Origin of the sequence: Roseixanthobacter glucoisosaccharinicivorans, from assembly GCF_043195095.2 — a bacterium.
Classification (GTDB): Bacteria; Pseudomonadota; Alphaproteobacteria; order Rhizobiales; family Xanthobacteraceae; genus NCEH01.
In genome coordinates, this window is record NZ_CM195538.1 from 1863102 (window position 1) to 1878771 (window position 15670).

The window sequence follows — 15670 nt, forward strand, 5'->3', positions numbered from 1 at the left end:
TTCGCTGGCGCCGCGAGCATGAATCGGCTAAAAGACAGAGCTTACAAGCTCATTATGAGAGACCCGTCTTTTGGCTGACAACGAGACGCCGCGACAGGGAGGCGACCTGCCTTCCGACATCCGGCCCGTATCCATCACCGAAGAATTGTCCCGCTCCTATCTCGACTACGCCATGAGCGTGATTGTCGCGCGGGCGCTGCCGGACGTGCGCGACGGGCTGAAGCCGGTGCATCGGCGCATTTTGTTCTCCATGCACGAGAACGGCTACGAGTGGAACAAGTCCTATCGCAAGTCGGCGCGCGTGGTGGGCGATGTCATTGGTAAATACCATCCCCACGGCGACCAGTCGGTTTATGACGCCCTGGTGCGCATGGCGCAGCGCTTCTCGATGCGGCTGCCTCTGGTTGATGGCCAAGGGAATTTCGGCTCCGTGGACGGCGATCCGCCTGCGGCCATGCGGTACACCGAGGTGCGCCTGGAGAAGGTGGCCAACGCGCTGCTGGATGATCTCGACAAAGACACCGTCGACTATCAGGAAAACTACGACAACAGCGAGCGCGAACCCTCGGTCCTCCCGGCCAAGTTCCCGAACCTGCTGGTAAATGGCGCCGGCGGCATCGCGGTCGGCATGGCGACCAACATTCCTCCGCACAATCTCGGCGAAGTCATCGACGCCGTGCTGGCGTTGATCGACGATCCCTTGCTGGATCCCGAGGCTTTGCTGGATGTCGTGCCCGGTCCGGATTTCCCCACCGGCGCGCTGATCCTCGGCCGTTCCGGGATTCGCCAGGCTTATTTGACCGGCCGCGGCTCCATCATGATGCGGGCCAAAGTCTCCATCGAGGCTGTCCGCAAGGACCGCGAAGCGATCATCATTACCGAAATTCCCTATCAGGTGAACAAGGCGACGATGATCGAGAAGATCGCCGAGCTGGTGCGCGAAAAGCGGCTGGAGGGCATCGCCGAAATCCGCGATGAATCCGATCGCGAAGGGATGCGCGTCTACATTGAAATCAAACGCGATTCTCAGGCCGATGTGGTATTGAACAACCTTTACCGCATGACGCCGCTGCAGACGTCGTTCGGTGTCAACATGGTGGCGCTTTCCGGCGGACGGCCTGCCGTGATGACGCTCCATGACATGCTCACGGCCTTCATCTCGTTCCGGGAAGAGGTCGTAAGCCGGCGCACAAAATTCCTGCTGCGCAAGGCGCGGGATCGCGCGCATGTGTTGGTCGGCTTGGCCATCGCCGTCGCCAACATTGATGAAGTTATTCGCTTAATTCGCGCCGCGCCCGATCCCGCCAGTGCGCGTGAAGCCCTCATGGGACGTGATTGGCCGGCTAAGGATATGGCCCCGCTCATCGCCCTGATCGCCGATCCGCGCCATACGCTCGCGGCGGACGGGACCTATCGGCTCTCGTTCGAGCAGGCGCGCGCCATCCTCGATCTGCGCCTGCAGCGCCTCACCGCCCTGGGGCGCGACGAGGTCGCAGACGAACTGAACAAACTCGCCGTCGAAATCGCCGATTACCTCGAAATTCTCGCAAGTCGCGCGCGTGTTCAGCAGATTGTTCGCGACGAGCTCAATGCCATCAAGGCCGAATTCGGCACCCCGCGCCGGACCGAGATCGTCGAGGGCTTCGGTGACCTGGACGACGAGGATCTCATCCAGCGCGAGGAGATGGTCGTCACCGTTTCACATGCCGGCTATGTGAAACGCGTTCCGCTGTCGACCTATCGCGCCCAGCGGCGCGGCGGGAAGGGCCGGTCGGCCATGCAGACGCGGGACGAGGATTTCGTCACCCGCCTGTTCGTCGCCTCCACCCATGCGCCCGTGCTGTTCTTCTCCTCCAAGGGGCAGGTCTACAAGCTCAAGGTGTGGCGCCTGCCGGCGGCCGCCCCCCAGGCGCGCGGCAAGGCGCTCATCAACATCCTGCCGCTGGACCCGGACGAGCGGATCACCTCCATCGTGCCTTTGCCCGAGGAGAGCGAGGAGCACGGCCGCTGGCAGATCATGTTCGCCACCACCGGCGGCACGGTGCGCCGCAATGAGCTGGCGGATTTCAGCCAGGTGAACCGCAACGGCAAGATCGCCATGAAGCTGGAGGTGGGCGAGGCCATCGCCTCGGTCCAGCTTTGCACGGAGCAGGACGACGTGCTCCTCACCACCGCGAACGGCGCCTGCATCCGCTTCCCAGTCACGGATGTGCGCGTGTTCAAGGGCCGCGATTCGGTGGGCGTGCGCGGCATCCGGCTTGAGGGAGAAGACCGGGTCATCTCCATGGCCATCATCTACCATTCGGACGCAACGCCGGACGAGCGTGTGGCCTATCTGCGCGCGGCGAACGCCGAGCGGCGCGCATTGGGCGGAGCCCCGGGCGCGGCGAGCGAGGAACCGCCGGTTCTCGAGGCCGATGCCGAAGAGAGCGGAGCCGAGGGCGCGCAGGGCGAGGGCCCGCTGGATGAAGCCAAGCGCATCCAGATGACGGCGCTGGAACAGTTCATCCTGACCTTGTCCGAGAACGGCTACGGCAAGCGGACCTCGTCCTACGAATATCGCGTCACCGGCCGCGGCGGCAAAGGCATCGTCGCCATGGCGGTGAACGAGCGCAACGGCAAGCTCGTCGCCTCCTTCCCGGTGAAGGATCCGGACCAGATCATGCTGGTGACCAATGGCGGCCAGCTCATCCGCTGCCCGGTGGAAGGCATCCGCATCGTCGGCCGCTCCAGCCAGGGCGTCATCGTGTTCAACACGGCGGCGGACGAGCATGTCGTCTCGGTGGAGCATATCAGCGAGGATGAGGAGGCGACCGGCCTTTCCGCCGAGCCAGGCGAGGACAATGGCCCGTCTGACGAGGCCGGCCCTGGGGAGGGCGGTGAAGACTGATGCCGGGCGCGGGCCTCATCTCGGCTGAAAACCTCGCCCTGTTCGTGCTCGCCTGCGTGGCGCTCGCGGCGACGCCTGGGCCCAACGTGGCCCTGATCGTCGCCACGGCGCTCAAGCATGGGCGCCGTGCCGGCATGCTCTCAGCCGCCGGGGTCAATGTGGGGCTGGTGCTGCAGCTCGCCGTCGTCGCCGCGGGGCTTGCATGGCTGGTGGAGCTTTTTGCCCGCCATTTCGATCTCGTGCGCTATGCCGGCGCCGCCTATCTCGTCTGGCTTGCGGTTCGCCAGTGGCGGAAGGCCGGGGAAGCAACGCGGGAAACAGCGCCCTCGGGCCGGGCCGCTTTCGCGCGCGGCCTGGCCGTTGCCTTCGCCAATCCCAAAACGCTGCTCTTCCATGCGGCCTTCCTGCCGCAATTCGTCACCAATCCTTCCGATCCCGTGCCCCAGATCGCTTTGCTCGCCGCCATATTCGCGATGATCGCCTTGGTGGGCGACATGCTGTGGGCCATCGCAGCCGATCGCGCCCGCGCGGCCCTCACGGGCCGCTTTACGGCACTGGCGGACCGGGTATCTGCCGTGATCCTGGCGGGGGGCGCCGCGATCCTGATGGCAGCGGGCCGTCGCTGAGGGAAAGGGCCTCCAGGTCCCTGCGGGGCGGGGCACCGAACAGGCGGGCGTAGTCGCGGGTGAAGTGGGACACGCTCTCATAGCCCACGTCGAATGCCGCGTCGGCAATGGCGACCCCTTGCCCATGCAGCCGCCGCCGCGCCTCCACAAGGCGTAGCCGCTTCTGGAACTGGAGCGGCGAGAGGGATGTCACTGCCTTGAAATGCGCGTGGAAGGACGAGACGCTCATGCCCGCCGCCTCGGCGAGCCGTCCCACCGGCAGCGGGCGGGCATAGTCCGCGCGCAGCAGCGCCACGGCCCGCGAGATGCGCGCCGCATGGCTGTCCGGCAGGCTGAGTTGCCGCAGCATGGGGCCGTGGGGGCCGCGCAGCAGCCAGTAATGCAGTTCACGCAGGATCGAGGGGCGCAGCACCGCGAGCGCGTCAGGCGTGTCGACGAGCCGCACCAGCCGGGCGACGCAGTCCTGCACCGCGCCCTGAGTCTCAGCAACCGCAACCCGGGCCGCCGGCTGCGGCGGGGACACCGCTGCGATGTCGCTCATCAACTCCCGCAGCAACGGCACGTCGATGTCGAGTGCCACTGCCAGATAGGGCGCCGCGGCGCTTGCCTGCCGGACCCGTCCGGATACGGCAAGGTCCGTGCCCACGATCAGCGTTTCCCCCGCCTTGAACGACCAGGTTTGCATTCCCGAGGTCACGTCCTTTGCCCCTTGGAGAACCAGGCAAAGCAGGGGCCGGTAGAGGGCGTGCACATAGGGCGTGGGCGCGCGGGCGCAGGCAAAGCCAATGCCTCCGGCTTCCGCCAGAAGCAGGCCCTCGGGCGCTTGTAAGCCTGCCGTGTGGCGTGTGGCGGCGGCGCGCAGATCGTCGGTCATGGCGGCTTTTTCCCTGGCCGGCAGCGCGGCATGGCACGGCGGCGCGTCACGCGAAGCCGGGCAGGGTGAAGCATAGTCTATCGGCGGCATGGGAAAAGCGGGTTTGGAGAAATGGGCAAGCCTTCGACAGCTTCCGGCAAGAGATGCGGAAGGTCGGGCTCTAGAAGTCTCCCATCGCTGATGGAGACCGTGTCATGACCCATACCCCCGCTTCTTCCACACCCATCGCTCTCGTCACCGGCGGTAGCCGGGGCCTTGGGCGCAGCACCGTGCTGGCCCTGGCGCGCCGAGGCATGGATGTGATCTTCACCTATCATTCCCGCGCCGGGGAGGCCGAGGCGGTGCGCGCCGAGATCGCGGCTTTGGGCCGTACCGGCCTTGCGCTTCAGCTCGATGTGGAGCGCTCGGCCACCTTCCCGGCCTTCGCCGCGACCGTGCAGGCGGCGCTGAAAGACACCTTCGGGCGCGATCGGTTCGACGTGCTCGTCAATAATGCGGGCATCGGCATCCATGCCTCCTTCATGGAGACCACGGAAGAGATGTTCGACCAACTGGCAAACATCCACCTGAAGGGCACCTTCTTCCTCTCCCAGGCGCTGCTGCCGCTGATGGCCGACGGTGGGCGCATCATTAATTTGTCCAGCGGCCTTGCCCGCTTCTCCATGCCGGGCTTTGCCGCCTATGCGGCCATGAAGGGCGGCATCGAGGTGCTCACCCGCTATATGGCCAAGGAGCTGGGTGCGCGCGGCATTCGCGTCAACACCATCGCGCCCGGCGCCATCGAGACCGATTTCGGCGGCGGGCTGGTGCGCGACAATGCGCAGGTCAACGCGGTCATCGCCGGCGAGACGGCGCTCGGCCGCGTCGGCGTGGTCGACGATATCGGCCCGATGATCGCGACTTTCCTGGCTGAAGAGAATCGCTGGGTGAACGGCCAGCGCATCGAGGTGTCGGGTGGCATCCATCTGTGAGGATGCCACTGCTGTGACCCTAAGAGGCGGTGCCGCGCGGCACCGCCCCATTGCGCGTGGGCGCGCGGCGCGATAACGCTTGCGCCCCATGAGCGCCCCGCAAGCCCACACCACCCGCGCCGCCATTTATGCCGGCTCGTTCGACCCGCCCACCAATGGGCATCTGGACGTGGTGCGCTCGGCGTGCCGCCTCGCCGACCGGCTGGTGCTCGCGGTCGGCATCCATCCCGGCAAGACGCCCTTGTTCACCGCCGCCGAGCGGCTCGACATGCTGCGCGAAGTCTGCGAGCCGGTGGCGGCCGAGGAGGGGGCGGTCCTCGAAGTGGTCACCTTCGACAAGCTGGTGGTGAGCGTGGCGCAGGAGACCGGCGCCGGTCTGCTGATCCGCGGCCTGCGCGACGGCACGGACCTCGATTACGAAATGCAGATGGCGGGCATGAACGGCACGCTCGCTCCGGACATCCAGACCGTTTTCCTGCCGGCTTCCCCCCGGGTGCGCCCCATCACCGCCACCTTGGTGCGGCAGATCGCGTCCATGGGCGGCGATGTCTCCGCCTTCGTGCCGCCGGTCGTGCTCGCGCGGCTGCACGCGAAGTTTCCCAAACGCTGATGTCCAACAGCTGATCGGTTCCAAGGAGATACCCATGCCCCGCTTTCTCGGCCGCGTCCTGGCCGGCCTTGCCGTCGCGCTGATGTTCGTGCTGCCCGCCGCCGCGCAGAGCAAGATCGACCCCCAGAACACGCTTTATCTCGACACCACCTACGGCCGTGTGGTGATCGCGCTGCGCCCGGACATCGCGCCCAAGCACGCGGAGCGGCTGAAGCTGCTGGCGCGCGAGGGCTTCTATAATGGCGTGCCGTTCCACCGCGTGATCGACGGCTTCATGGCGCAGACCGGCGACGGCCAATATGGCAATGGCACCGGCGGTTCGAAATATCCCAACCTGCCAGCGGAATTCTCCAACGTCCCGTTCGAGCGCGGCACCGTGGGCATGGCCCGCTCGTCGTCGCCGGACAGCGCCAATTCGCAGTTCTTCATCAATTTCGACGCCACCCCCTCCCTGAACGGCCAATATACCGTGGTCGGCAAGGTGGTGTCGGGCATGGAGTTCGTGGACAAGATCAAGAAGGGTTCGTCAAGCCAGAACGGCACGGTCGCGAACCCGGACAAGATCATCAAGATGCAGGTGGCCGCCGACGCCAAGTAATCCCGCGTCCGTTCGCGCAACCGCTCTTCAGAGCGCGGCACAAAAAGCCGCGACACCATCGACCAACCAAGGAGACTGGCCATGGCCGACGAGGTTATCGTTCTCGAAACCACCAAGGGCGAGGTGGTCATTGCCCTGCGTCCCGATCTGGCCCCCGGCCATGTGGCGCGCATCAAGGAACTGGTGGCGGAAGGCTTTTATAACGGCGTGCCGTTCCACCGCGTCATCGACGGCTTCATGGCGCAGACCGGCGATCCCACCGGCACCGGCATGGGCGGTTCCGGCAAGAAGCTGAAGGCCGAGTTCAACGCCGAGCCGCACAAGCGCGGCACGGTCTCCATGGCCCGCGCGCAGAACCCGGATTCCGGCGACAGCCAGTTCTTCATCTGCTTCGGCGATGCCGGCTTCCTCGACCGCCAGTACACGGTGTGGGGCCAGGTGATCTCCGGCATGGAGAATGTGGACAAGATCAAGCGCGGCGAGCCCGTGAAGGATCCCGACAAGATCGTTTCCGCCAAGCTCCAGCCCGCAGCGGCCTGAGCCTTCGATCCAGATGCGAAAACGCCGACAGCGATGCCGGCGTTTTTGTTTTAAGAGCAATGTTCTTTGGATCTCGCCGCGAATGCCGGGCGCAGGGTCAGCCCTGGCCGTTCTCGCCGCGCCGGCCGTGCTTGAGATAGGGTGGGCGCGGGATCGAGGTGTGCGCCGAGCGCAGCGCCGCCGACCAGCGCTCCCGCAGATCGTGGAAATAAGGCTCGCCCGGCTCGACGCGATAGCTCAGCTCGGATTCCAACGTATCGGGGCACAGCACCAGAACGTCGATCGGCAGGCCGACGCCGAGGTTCGAGCGCATGGTGGAATCCATGGAAATCAGGCTGGTCTTCAGCGCGTCGGCGATCTCCATGTCGAAGGTTACGGCGCGATCCAGCACCGGCTTGCCGTATTTGTGCTCGCCGATCTGGAGGAACGGAGTATCGGTGGTGCACTCGATGAAATTGCCGGCCGAATAGATCATGAACAGGCGCAGCGGCCCGCCGATGATCTGGCCGCCGAGCAGGAACGACACGTCGAAGCTGACATTGCTCTGCTCCAGCGCATTGCCGTCCACCGTGTGGACCTGCCGGATCGCGCGGCCGACCAATTGGGCGGCCTGGAACATGGTCCTGGCGTCGCGCAATTGCTGGCGCTCGCCGGCGTCGTGATCCTCCACGCCCTCGTGCAGAAGGCTGAGCACGGACTGGGAGACCGACAGATTGCCGGCCGAGGCAATGGCGATCACGTGATGGCCCGGCTCCTCGAACACATGGAGCTTTCGGAAGGTGGAGATGTTGTCGAGGCCAGCGTTGGTGCGCGTGTCCGCGATCATCACCAGACCGTCCCGCACCAGCACACCGCAACAATAAGTCATCACCTTCCCCCACCGCAGGCCGGAGTTATAGCGAGCCTACCCCGCGGGCCGCAATCAGCGTTATGCCCCCCTGGGCCATTCTATCCGCCTTTTGGCGCAGGCGCGGCAGGAATGCCGCTAATCGCCTTCCGGGACACCGCCGCGGCGGAACGGGCCAAGCTCCGTCAACTCCTCCCCCATCTCCGCCACATGGGCGCGCTCGCGCTCCAGATAATGCGCGACGCCGCGCCGCAGGCCGGAATCGGCGATCCAATGGGCGGAATAGGTCGGGGTGGGCAGATAGCCGCGCGCCAGCTTGTGTTCCCCCTGCGCCCCCGCCTCCACCACCTTGAGCTTGTGGGCGATGGCATAATCCACCGCCTGATGGTAGCAGACCTCGAAATGCAGGAACGGATGCTCCTCGATCGCGCCCCAATAGCGGCCGTAGAGGGTTTCCGCGCCGATCATGTTGAGGGCGCCGGCAACATAGCGGCCCGCCCGCTTCGCCATCACCAGCAGCACCTGGTCGGCCATCCGCGCGCCCAGCAACGAGAAGAACTGGCGGTTGAGATAAGGCCGGCCCCATTTGCGCGAACCGGTATCCATGTAGAAGGCGAAGAAGGCATCCCAGGCGGCTTCGGTGAGCGCGCTGCCGGTCAGCCATTCGATCTCGATGCCGCTTGAGAGTGCCTCGCGCCGCTCGCGCCGCAGCGCCTTGCGCTTGCGGGAGGCGAGGGCCTCCAGGAACTCCTCGTAGCTGGCATAGCCCGCATTGCCCCAATGAAACTGCTGGTCCGTGCGCTTGAGAAAGCCAAGTGCGGCCAGCCTTTCCCATTCCGCCTGCGTGGCAAAGGTGACGTGAACGGAGGAGGTCTTGTGCAGGCGCGCGAGCTGCACGAGGCCGGCGCCCAGGAGATCGGCATTGCCGACTGCATCGGGACCCGGCCGGGTCAGCAGGCGGCGCCCGGTGACGGGGGAGAACGGCACGCTTACCTGGAGCTTGGGATAATAGCGCCCGCCGGCCTGCTCATAGGCGTCGGCCCAGCCTTGGTCGAAGACATATTCGCCGCGCGAATGGGACTTCAGATAGGCCGGCACGACACCGGCTGCGGCGCCGTCTTGCCTCTCAAGCAGAAGATGCTGCGGCAGCCAGCCGGTGCGCGCGCCGACGCAGCCCGATTCCTCCAGCGCCTGAAGGAAGGCGTGGGAGACGAAAGGTTCCGGCCGCGCGGCTTCCCCTGCCGCGCAGGCATCCCAATCGGTGGCGCTGATCTCCGTCAAGGCGGAGAGGACGCGAACGCGGGCCTCGGTCATGCAATATCGCCCATACCCTCAACTTGGCGGCATGGTGCGGTGCAATCAAGGGGTGGGGCTGGGCTTGAGGATCAAAATCGAGAGGTCTTCCGCAGGGTAAAAATCGGTCGCGTTCATCTCGAACGTGGTGGGGCCGGTCTTCTTAACCCCGGTGCCGCAGAAGCTGACGAGATTGTTCGGCGCACCCTTGTCCACGGTGAGCCTGAACGTGCCGATGGGTCCCGACCAGTTCGCCCCGGTGGTGAGGATGTAGCCGATGCGTTCCTCGGAGAAGGCGATGCCGTCCTTCGGGGCCTTCTTGATGCCGGCTTGGACTGCCGTCATGAAGGCGCGGTCGATGCAGAATTTCTGCTCATAGGTGCGTTGCTCGCGCTTCAGATAGCTGTCGTCGCCTCGCGCCGTCATGCCGATCGTGGTGCCGACCGAGGCACCGACGCTGGGCTTATAGGCGTGCTCGATGATGGTGTCGGCCTTCGGCGGGAAAGTCTGCATCCAGTAGAAGGTGGTCTTCAGCGTCCATTGCGGCTCAAGATGTTCCTTCATGCCCTGGCCCACATCGTATTCATCCACGCGGGCAAGGCCGATCTTCGCCCATTCGTCCCAGAGGGGGCGGGGCAGGGCGTCCAACACCTGGCGGGTGGATTGCAGGTGCGGGGCGAGGGGCACCTTCTGATCCAGAAGCATGGCGGTGCGGTCGATGCCGAGCACGAACACCTTCTGCTCCACATCCGTGCGCACCGGCGTGCCGTTCACGCGGGTCTTGAAGTCGAGAATATTGACCGGATCGTCGGTCGGGATCGAAATATTCGCCTCGCTCGCCGTGATGTCCGGCATGGGAAAGGCGATGAGGCCGGTGACCGGCTTATCGCTGGCATTGTGGAATACATAGCGCACCCGGACTTCGCGGGTGGAGATGAACAGGTCCTCCGAGCGCATCTCCACCTCGAGATTGCGGATGAGGACCAGGCCACCAGCAGACAGCTCGGCGCTGGAATCATTGGCGCGTGCGGATCCGGCGCAGAAAAGCGCGGTGGCGCAGGCAAAGGAGAGGCTGGCGAAGGACAGGCAAGCGTTGGATAGGGCTGAGCGAAGCGTCGGCACGGTGCGATCTCCCGGGCGAGGCGGTGTCGGCGGCCCGAGCCGGCCGGCGCCCATTCCTGTGAGCCTCATAACCCATTGTGCCAAGGGTCGCATCTGCGAATGCGCGGCCGGAGCCCGGCATGTGCCTTAGGGGCGGAAGCCTTCGAAAATCATCTGGTCGGCGAAGGTTTTCGCCGCCTCCCAATCGGCGGGCCGGCGTACGGTCCAGGCCAGCACGGGAAAGCCGAGGGCGCGGGCGAGGCGGATCGGAGGGACGGGCAGGTCGGCCGCGCGATAGGCGATGAACTGGAAGCGCGTCTTGGGCCAATGCAGCAGATGGCGCAACACGCGCTTCGTGCCCGCTGAGAGACCGTCCCATTCGCCATGGACGTAGCGCCGTTCCGCCACGATGCCGCGCGTGAGGTCGGGGGCCGCGTCGCGGACCGCCGAGAGCATCTCGGGGTCGAATGACATCAGCGCGGCCGGACCGCGATAGCCCGCCAGCAGGCTCGCGGCGCGCAGCGCAAGCCGGACGTCGCCGGTGAATGCGCTCTTGATTTCGATCAGCAGCGGCGCCCGCCCGTCCACCCGTGCCAGAAGATCGGGCAGGCTCATCATGCGGTCGTCGGTGGCGCGGAAGCGGACCTGTTCCAATTGCGCGCGCGACTGTTGCGCGAGCGGGCCGGCGCCCTGCGTCAGGCGATCCAGCACGAAGTCATGATACACCATGGCCTCGCCGTCGCGGGCCAATTGGATATCCACCTCGACCGAGAAGCCGGCGGCGATCGCGGCTTCCACCGCGCTCGGCGAATTCTCGATCACCCCGCACGATGCATCGTGCAGGCCGCGATGGGCGACGGGTCGTTGGATCAGCCAGGACAGGTCGCCCATCTTGGTGTGGGATCAGGCCACTTCGACCACGGCCTCGACCTCCACCGCCGCGTCGAACGGCAGGGCGGCGATGCCGACCGCCGAACGGGCATGGCGGCCCTTGTCGCCGAGAACCTCAACCAGGAGATCGGAACAGCCGTTCATCACCTTGGGTTGATCCACGAAATCCGGCGTGGAGTTCACGAAGCCAACCAGCTTCACCACCCGCACGACCTTTTCCAGATCGCCGACGGCGGCCTTCACCTGGGCGAGGATGTTGATGGCGCACTGGCGCGCGGCCGCGCGGCCGGTCTCGATCTCAACGCCGCCGCCGAGCTTTCCGGTGGTGATCTTGCCGGCGCCGTCGATGGAGACCTGGCCGGACACGAACAGGAGGTTGCCGGTGCGCACGACGGGCACATAATTGGCGAGCGGGGCGGTGGGCGTGGGAAGCGTGATTCCCAGATCCGCCAGTTTCTGCTCGATGGTTTGCGACATTCTCGTCTCCTGCCACACCTTGCGCGTAAATGTGCGCCTTCTTCGCCGAAGCAGGGGCGGGGCGCAAGCCGTCCGGACGACTATGAGGAGACAGGAATGGTGGATTGCTCGCGGATGCTCGCAAGGCTCGCCCTGACCGCGGGGCTGGCGGCCGTGCCTCTCGGCCTTGCGCATGCCGATCCGCTGCTCGCGCACCGCACCAGCTATATCCTCTCGCTCGACGGGACCCGTCCCTCGCAGAAGCTGGAAGGCGCCGACGGGCGGATTGATTACGAGATGCGCGGCGACGCCTGCGAGGGCTATACGGTGAAGCTGCGGCAGACCAACCAGCTGGATACCGGAGAGGGCCCGTCCGTCAGCAGCGAAATGCTCTCCACCAGCTGGGAGGATGGCACCGCCACCGCCTATCGCTTCAAGACCTTGAGCCGCCAGCAGGACGAGGTGAAGTCGGACGTCGACGCCACCGCCACCCGCACCGATACCGGCCTCAGCGTGAAGATCACCAAGCCCCGCAAGGCCACGGTGGAGCTGACCGGCAAGATCTTGCTGCCCACCGAGCATCTGCAGAAGGTGATCGCCGCCGCGAAGGCCGGAGAGACGGTGCTGGAGGCGCGCGTGTTCGACGGCTCGGATGATGGCGTGAAGGTGTTCGACACGCTCGCGGTGATCGGTCGCCCCGCCAAGGATGAGCCCGGCTTGCCCGAAGCCGCCAAGGCGGCGCTTGCCGGCCACACCTATCATCAGACCAGCGTCAGCTATTTCGAGCCGGGCGGCTCGGACCAGACTCCGGACTATGTCATGAGCTTCTCTCTGTATGACAATGGCGTCATCGGTGCTTTGACGATTGATTATAACGACTTCGTCCTGCGCGGGCGGATGGAGCAATTCGAGGCGCTGAAGGCGAGTACGCCATGCGACAAGTGAGGCGCGGCCCGCCGGACGCGGCCGGGAGGGTGCCGTGAAAGTGGTGCATCTCATCGTGGAAGGCCGGGTTCAGGACGTGGGATATCGCGCCTGGTGCGCCCAAGGCGCCGAGGCGCGGGGCCTTTCGGGATGGGTGCGCAATCGCGCCAACGGCAGCGTCGAGGCCGTGCTGGCGGGCGCGGATGACGCCGCCGTCGACCAGATGGTGCAGGCCTGCGGCACCGGTCCCGCCGGGGCGCGGGTGGATGCCCTGCGTCTCTACGACGCCGCCGACACCGCGCTCGCGGCCAGCGGCGGCTGGGGTCGGTTCGCGGTGCTGGCCACTCTGTAACATTCCCGCTACAGCCGCGGGCGCAAATGCACCGGGACCGGTCGGCGCGATGGTCATGGGCCGGATCGCCGCGTATAGAAAAGGTCCTGATACGACTGCGGAGTGCCCCTGTGTCCGCGACTGTTTCGGCGGACCCGAGTGCCGGCCGCCCCGCCAACACGCCATCGCGATTTGGCCCGTACGATCCGGTTGAGTCGGCGCCCTGGTGGGCCCGGCCCGGCGGGATCGCGCTGATCGTCGGCCTGTGGGCCATTCTGCATGCCCTCATCGCCGTGGTGTTCGAGAGCGCCATCAATGTGGACGATGCGATCGAGAGCTATCTCGTTCAGTCGTTCGAGATCAGCTATGTGGCGCGCAACCCGCCGGTGTTCGACTGGCTCCTGTACGGCATTCAGAAGATCACCGGGCCGGGGGCGCTGAGCTTCGCGATCCTGCGCTATTCGCTTCTGTTCGCCTGCGCCATGCTGGTCTATCGGGTCGCCGTGCGGGCGATCGCTGATCCGCGTCTCCAGGCGCTCTCGGTGTTCTCGTTGTCGGCGCTGTGGGTGATCGGCTATCACAGCCACCGTATCCTGACCCATTCCAACGCCATGATCGTCACCATCGCCGGCACGATGGTGACGCTGATCGCGCTGCGCGCCGCGCCGTCGCGCTGGCTGTATGCGGCGCTCGGCGGCTGGATCGCGCTCGGCGTTGTGAGCAAGTTCGGCTATGTCGCCTTCTTCGGTGCGATCCTGATCTCAAGCCTGCTGGAACCGAGCTTCCGCCGGGTGTGGCTCGACCGGCGCATCGCCATCACGCTCGGCGTCGCCGCGGTGCCCATCATCCTGTTCTCCATCGTGCTCGTGGTGATGAAGCAGGACGTGTTCTTCGCCACCGCCGACGTGATCGCGCCCAATGCGAAGTCCAAATGGTCGGATGTCCTGGACGTCTTCGCCGGCGCCTGGATCGGCTATCTGTTGCCGCTGATCGGCATCGTCGCCTTGGTTTTCCTGCCGCTCAACCGGGGCGAGGGCGGGCGGGCGAGCACCCAGGAACGCGCGGCGATCCGCCATCTGCTGCGCTCCATGATCATCATCGGTACGGTGGTGACCCTGGTGGGCGTGCTGGCGATGGGATCGATCAGCCTGCGCGACCGCTATTTCCACGTCTTCTTCCTGATGGCGCCGGTCTATGTGTTCGCCGAGCTGGAGCGGCTGGGTGGATGGCAGCGGCGGGTGAAGCTTTATCTCGGCCTCCTGGCGGCACTGGCCATCGGGGTTATGGCGGTGCGCATCGCGGTGACGGTGTATCCCGATCCGCGCCTGTGCGGGCGCTGTGTCTCGGCCGAGCCGCTGGCCAAGTTGCGGCCGGTGGTACTGGCCCAATTGGGAACGGCGCCGACCCTGATCGCCGCCGACCGCATGTCCGCCGGCCGCATCCGCGCGGCGGTGCCGGAAGCACGGGTGGTGATCGTGCGGGAATTCGGCTATCGCCCGCCGCCGCGGCCCTCCACGGGCTGCGGGCAGGTGACCGGCGTCGCCAACGGCTTCGGCGTCTATGCCCCGCCGCGCATGGAAGGCACGGCCATCGACATTTTTGCCAAATGGTGGTCGCCCTGGCTGAAGCCGCGCCGCGAAAGCTTCTGGCAGATCACGCCGCTGCCGGCCGACAGCGAATTGTGCCGGTGAGCCTTTCCGGCCTTTTTCCGGAAGTTGCTTCAAGCAGGTGGGCACGATTGTCGTTCATCGGCCGGTTGTCATGGCCGGGCAGGTTATAGCCGGGCAGGTCATGGTCGGGCCGCCGGCGCGGCCTTGAAACGCCGATGCCAGCGGTGCCGCGTCGATGCACGGGACAGGCCCGCGCATGACGATGCTCCGCTGCAACGGCGTGAAGCCGATGTCCATTCGCCCTAAAGCGACAGCGCCTCGCCCTTTTGCAGCCGGGCGAGCCGGTCGCCCAGGCCGAGCGCCGTGAAGGCGTGGGCAAGCTCGTCTTCCGCCTCGCTGAAATGTCCCCAGCCCTCGTTGTGCACGGCGACGATGCGCGCGCCGGAGAAGGCATGCGCGGTTTCCAGCGCGTCATTGGCGTTCATGGTCAGGTGGAACGCGCCGCGCGGCTTGGCGGCGCCGGTGAACAGAATCGCGATGCGGGGCGAGAAGCGCCGCGCGATCTCGGCGACGCCCTCGTACCAGACCGTGTCGCCGGAGATATAGAGCGCATCCCCCGGCGCCTCGATGCCCAGCGCGAAGCCGATCACTTCGCCCGCGATGGGCTCGATGCCCGGAGGTCCATGGCGCGCCGGCACCGCGGTCACGAACAGGCGCTCCCCATTCGGTCCCTTCAGTTCGCGCGTATCCCAGGGCGCCAGGCCCTCGCCGAGGCCGAGCCGCTCTGCGCCGATGCGCGTGGTGAAGGTTGTGCCCGCCTTCGGCAGGAAAGCGCGGCCCGCGCGGTCCAGATTGTCCGAATGCTGGTCATGGCTGAGCAGCACGGCGTCGATGGCGCCGAGCACCTCCGGCGCGATCGCCGGGCCGGTGAGCTTGTGCAACATAATGGTGCCGGAGGCATAATCGCCGGGCATATCGAAGGTTGGATCGGTGAGGAGCCGGAAGCCGGCGATCTCGATCAGCAGCGTCGGGCCGCCGACGAGGGTGAGGCGGATGGGGGCGGAAGACGGCATGAGATCAGCTCTCCAAAGGCGCGCCGGGGAGGACG

Annotated in this window: 16 protein-coding genes; 9 read left to right on the top strand and 7 right to left on the bottom strand. The window is 66.1% G+C overall.

What is annotated here, in order from left to right; all coding sequences use genetic code 11:
• The first annotated feature begins 70 nt into the window (after positions 1-70).
• Positions 71-2890 (top strand): DNA gyrase subunit A, encoded by a 2820-nt coding sequence (gyrA, locus tag V5F78_RS08320; RefSeq protein ID WP_394071472.1) that lies wholly within the window; start codon positions 71-73, stop codon positions 2888-2890.
• Entirely contained in the window at positions 2890-3516 is a 627-nt protein-coding gene (locus V5F78_RS08325; RefSeq protein WP_394071471.1) for a LysE family translocator, read from the top strand. Before gyrA ends, V5F78_RS08325 begins: the two co-directional genes overlap by 1 nt.
• On the opposite strand, the gene V5F78_RS08330 is transcribed toward V5F78_RS08325, so the two are convergent.
• Positions 3437-4390 (bottom strand): AraC family transcriptional regulator, encoded by a 954-nt coding sequence (locus V5F78_RS08330; RefSeq protein WP_394071470.1) that lies wholly within the window; start codon positions 4388-4390, stop codon positions 3437-3439. The two genes, V5F78_RS08325 and V5F78_RS08330, sit on opposite strands and share 80 nt — an antisense overlap.
• A 194-nt stretch (positions 4391-4584) precedes the next feature.
• Here V5F78_RS08330 and V5F78_RS08335 point away from each other — a divergent pair, with 194 nt between their 5' ends.
• The 4 genes from V5F78_RS08335 to V5F78_RS08350 all read left to right on the top strand — a co-directional run bounded on the left by V5F78_RS08335 (position 4585) and on the right by V5F78_RS08350 (position 7109).
• Positions 4585-5361, top strand: a complete 777-nt coding sequence (locus V5F78_RS08335; protein ID WP_394071469.1) for an SDR family NAD(P)-dependent oxidoreductase — start codon at positions 4585-4587, stop codon at positions 5359-5361.
• A gap of 88 nt (positions 5362-5449) precedes the next feature.
• Complete coding sequence (gene coaD / locus V5F78_RS08340; RefSeq protein ID WP_394071468.1) at positions 5450-5971, top strand: pantetheine-phosphate adenylyltransferase; 522 nt, start codon at positions 5450-5452, stop codon at positions 5969-5971.
• A 34-nt stretch (positions 5972-6005) separates the two neighbouring features.
• Positions 6006-6569 carry a peptidylprolyl isomerase gene (locus V5F78_RS08345; RefSeq protein ID WP_394071467.1) on the top strand — a complete coding sequence of 188 codons (564 nt, stop codon included), beginning with the start codon at positions 6006-6008 and terminating at the stop codon, positions 6567-6569.
• A gap of 81 nt (positions 6570-6650) precedes the next feature.
• Positions 6651-7109: a peptidylprolyl isomerase gene (locus V5F78_RS08350; protein ID WP_394012436.1), complete on the top strand. Its 459-nt coding sequence runs from the start codon at positions 6651-6653 to the stop codon at positions 7107-7109.
• A 97-nt stretch (positions 7110-7206) separates the two neighbouring features.
• On the opposite strand, the gene V5F78_RS08355 is transcribed toward V5F78_RS08350, so the two are convergent.
• The 5 genes from V5F78_RS08355 to V5F78_RS08375 all read right to left on the bottom strand — a co-directional run bounded on the left by V5F78_RS08355 (position 7207) and on the right by V5F78_RS08375 (position 11718).
• Positions 7207-7977 (bottom strand): proteasome-type protease, encoded by a 771-nt coding sequence (locus tag V5F78_RS08355; RefSeq protein WP_394071466.1) that lies wholly within the window; start codon positions 7975-7977, stop codon positions 7207-7209.
• Positions 7978-8094: 117 nt separating this feature from the next.
• Positions 8095-9270, bottom strand: a complete 1176-nt coding sequence (locus V5F78_RS08360; protein ID WP_394071465.1) for a GNAT family N-acetyltransferase — start codon at positions 9268-9270, stop codon at positions 8095-8097.
• A 45-nt stretch (positions 9271-9315) separates the two neighbouring features.
• Positions 9316-10371 (bottom strand): DUF4424 domain-containing protein, encoded by a 1056-nt coding sequence (locus V5F78_RS08365; protein WP_394071464.1) that lies wholly within the window; start codon positions 10369-10371, stop codon positions 9316-9318.
• A 126-nt stretch (positions 10372-10497) separates the two neighbouring features.
• The gene (locus V5F78_RS08370; protein ID WP_394071463.1) at positions 10498-11241 is read right to left on the bottom strand and encodes a glycerophosphodiester phosphodiesterase family protein; all 744 of its coding nucleotides are present in this window, start codon (positions 11239-11241) and stop codon (positions 10498-10500) included.
• A 12-nt stretch (positions 11242-11253) separates the two neighbouring features.
• Positions 11254-11718 (bottom strand): RidA family protein, encoded by a 465-nt coding sequence (locus V5F78_RS08375; RefSeq protein ID WP_394012432.1) that lies wholly within the window; start codon positions 11716-11718, stop codon positions 11254-11256.
• A gap of 96 nt (positions 11719-11814) precedes the next feature.
• Between V5F78_RS08375 and V5F78_RS08380 the strand changes: the two genes are divergently transcribed.
• The 3 genes from V5F78_RS08380 to V5F78_RS08390 all read left to right on the top strand — a co-directional run bounded on the left by V5F78_RS08380 (position 11815) and on the right by V5F78_RS08390 (position 14643).
• Positions 11815-12642, top strand: a complete 828-nt coding sequence (locus V5F78_RS08380; RefSeq protein WP_394071462.1) for a cell envelope integrity EipB family protein — start codon at positions 11815-11817, stop codon at positions 12640-12642.
• A 34-nt stretch (positions 12643-12676) separates the two neighbouring features.
• Positions 12677-12973: an acylphosphatase gene (locus tag V5F78_RS08385; protein ID WP_394071461.1), complete on the top strand. Its 297-nt coding sequence runs from the start codon at positions 12677-12679 to the stop codon at positions 12971-12973.
• A gap of 110 nt (positions 12974-13083) precedes the next feature.
• Positions 13084-14643, top strand: coding sequence for an ArnT family glycosyltransferase (locus V5F78_RS08390; protein WP_394071460.1), 1560 nt, complete (start codon positions 13084-13086; stop codon positions 14641-14643).
• 221 nt (positions 14644-14864) lie between these two features.
• Here the strand turns inward: V5F78_RS08390 and V5F78_RS08395 are convergent, their stop codons facing one another.
• A complete protein-coding gene (locus tag V5F78_RS08395) occupies positions 14865-15635 on the bottom strand; it encodes an MBL fold metallo-hydrolase (RefSeq protein ID WP_394071459.1) in 771 nt (256 codons plus the stop codon).
• Positions 15636-15670 lie beyond the last annotated feature (35 nt).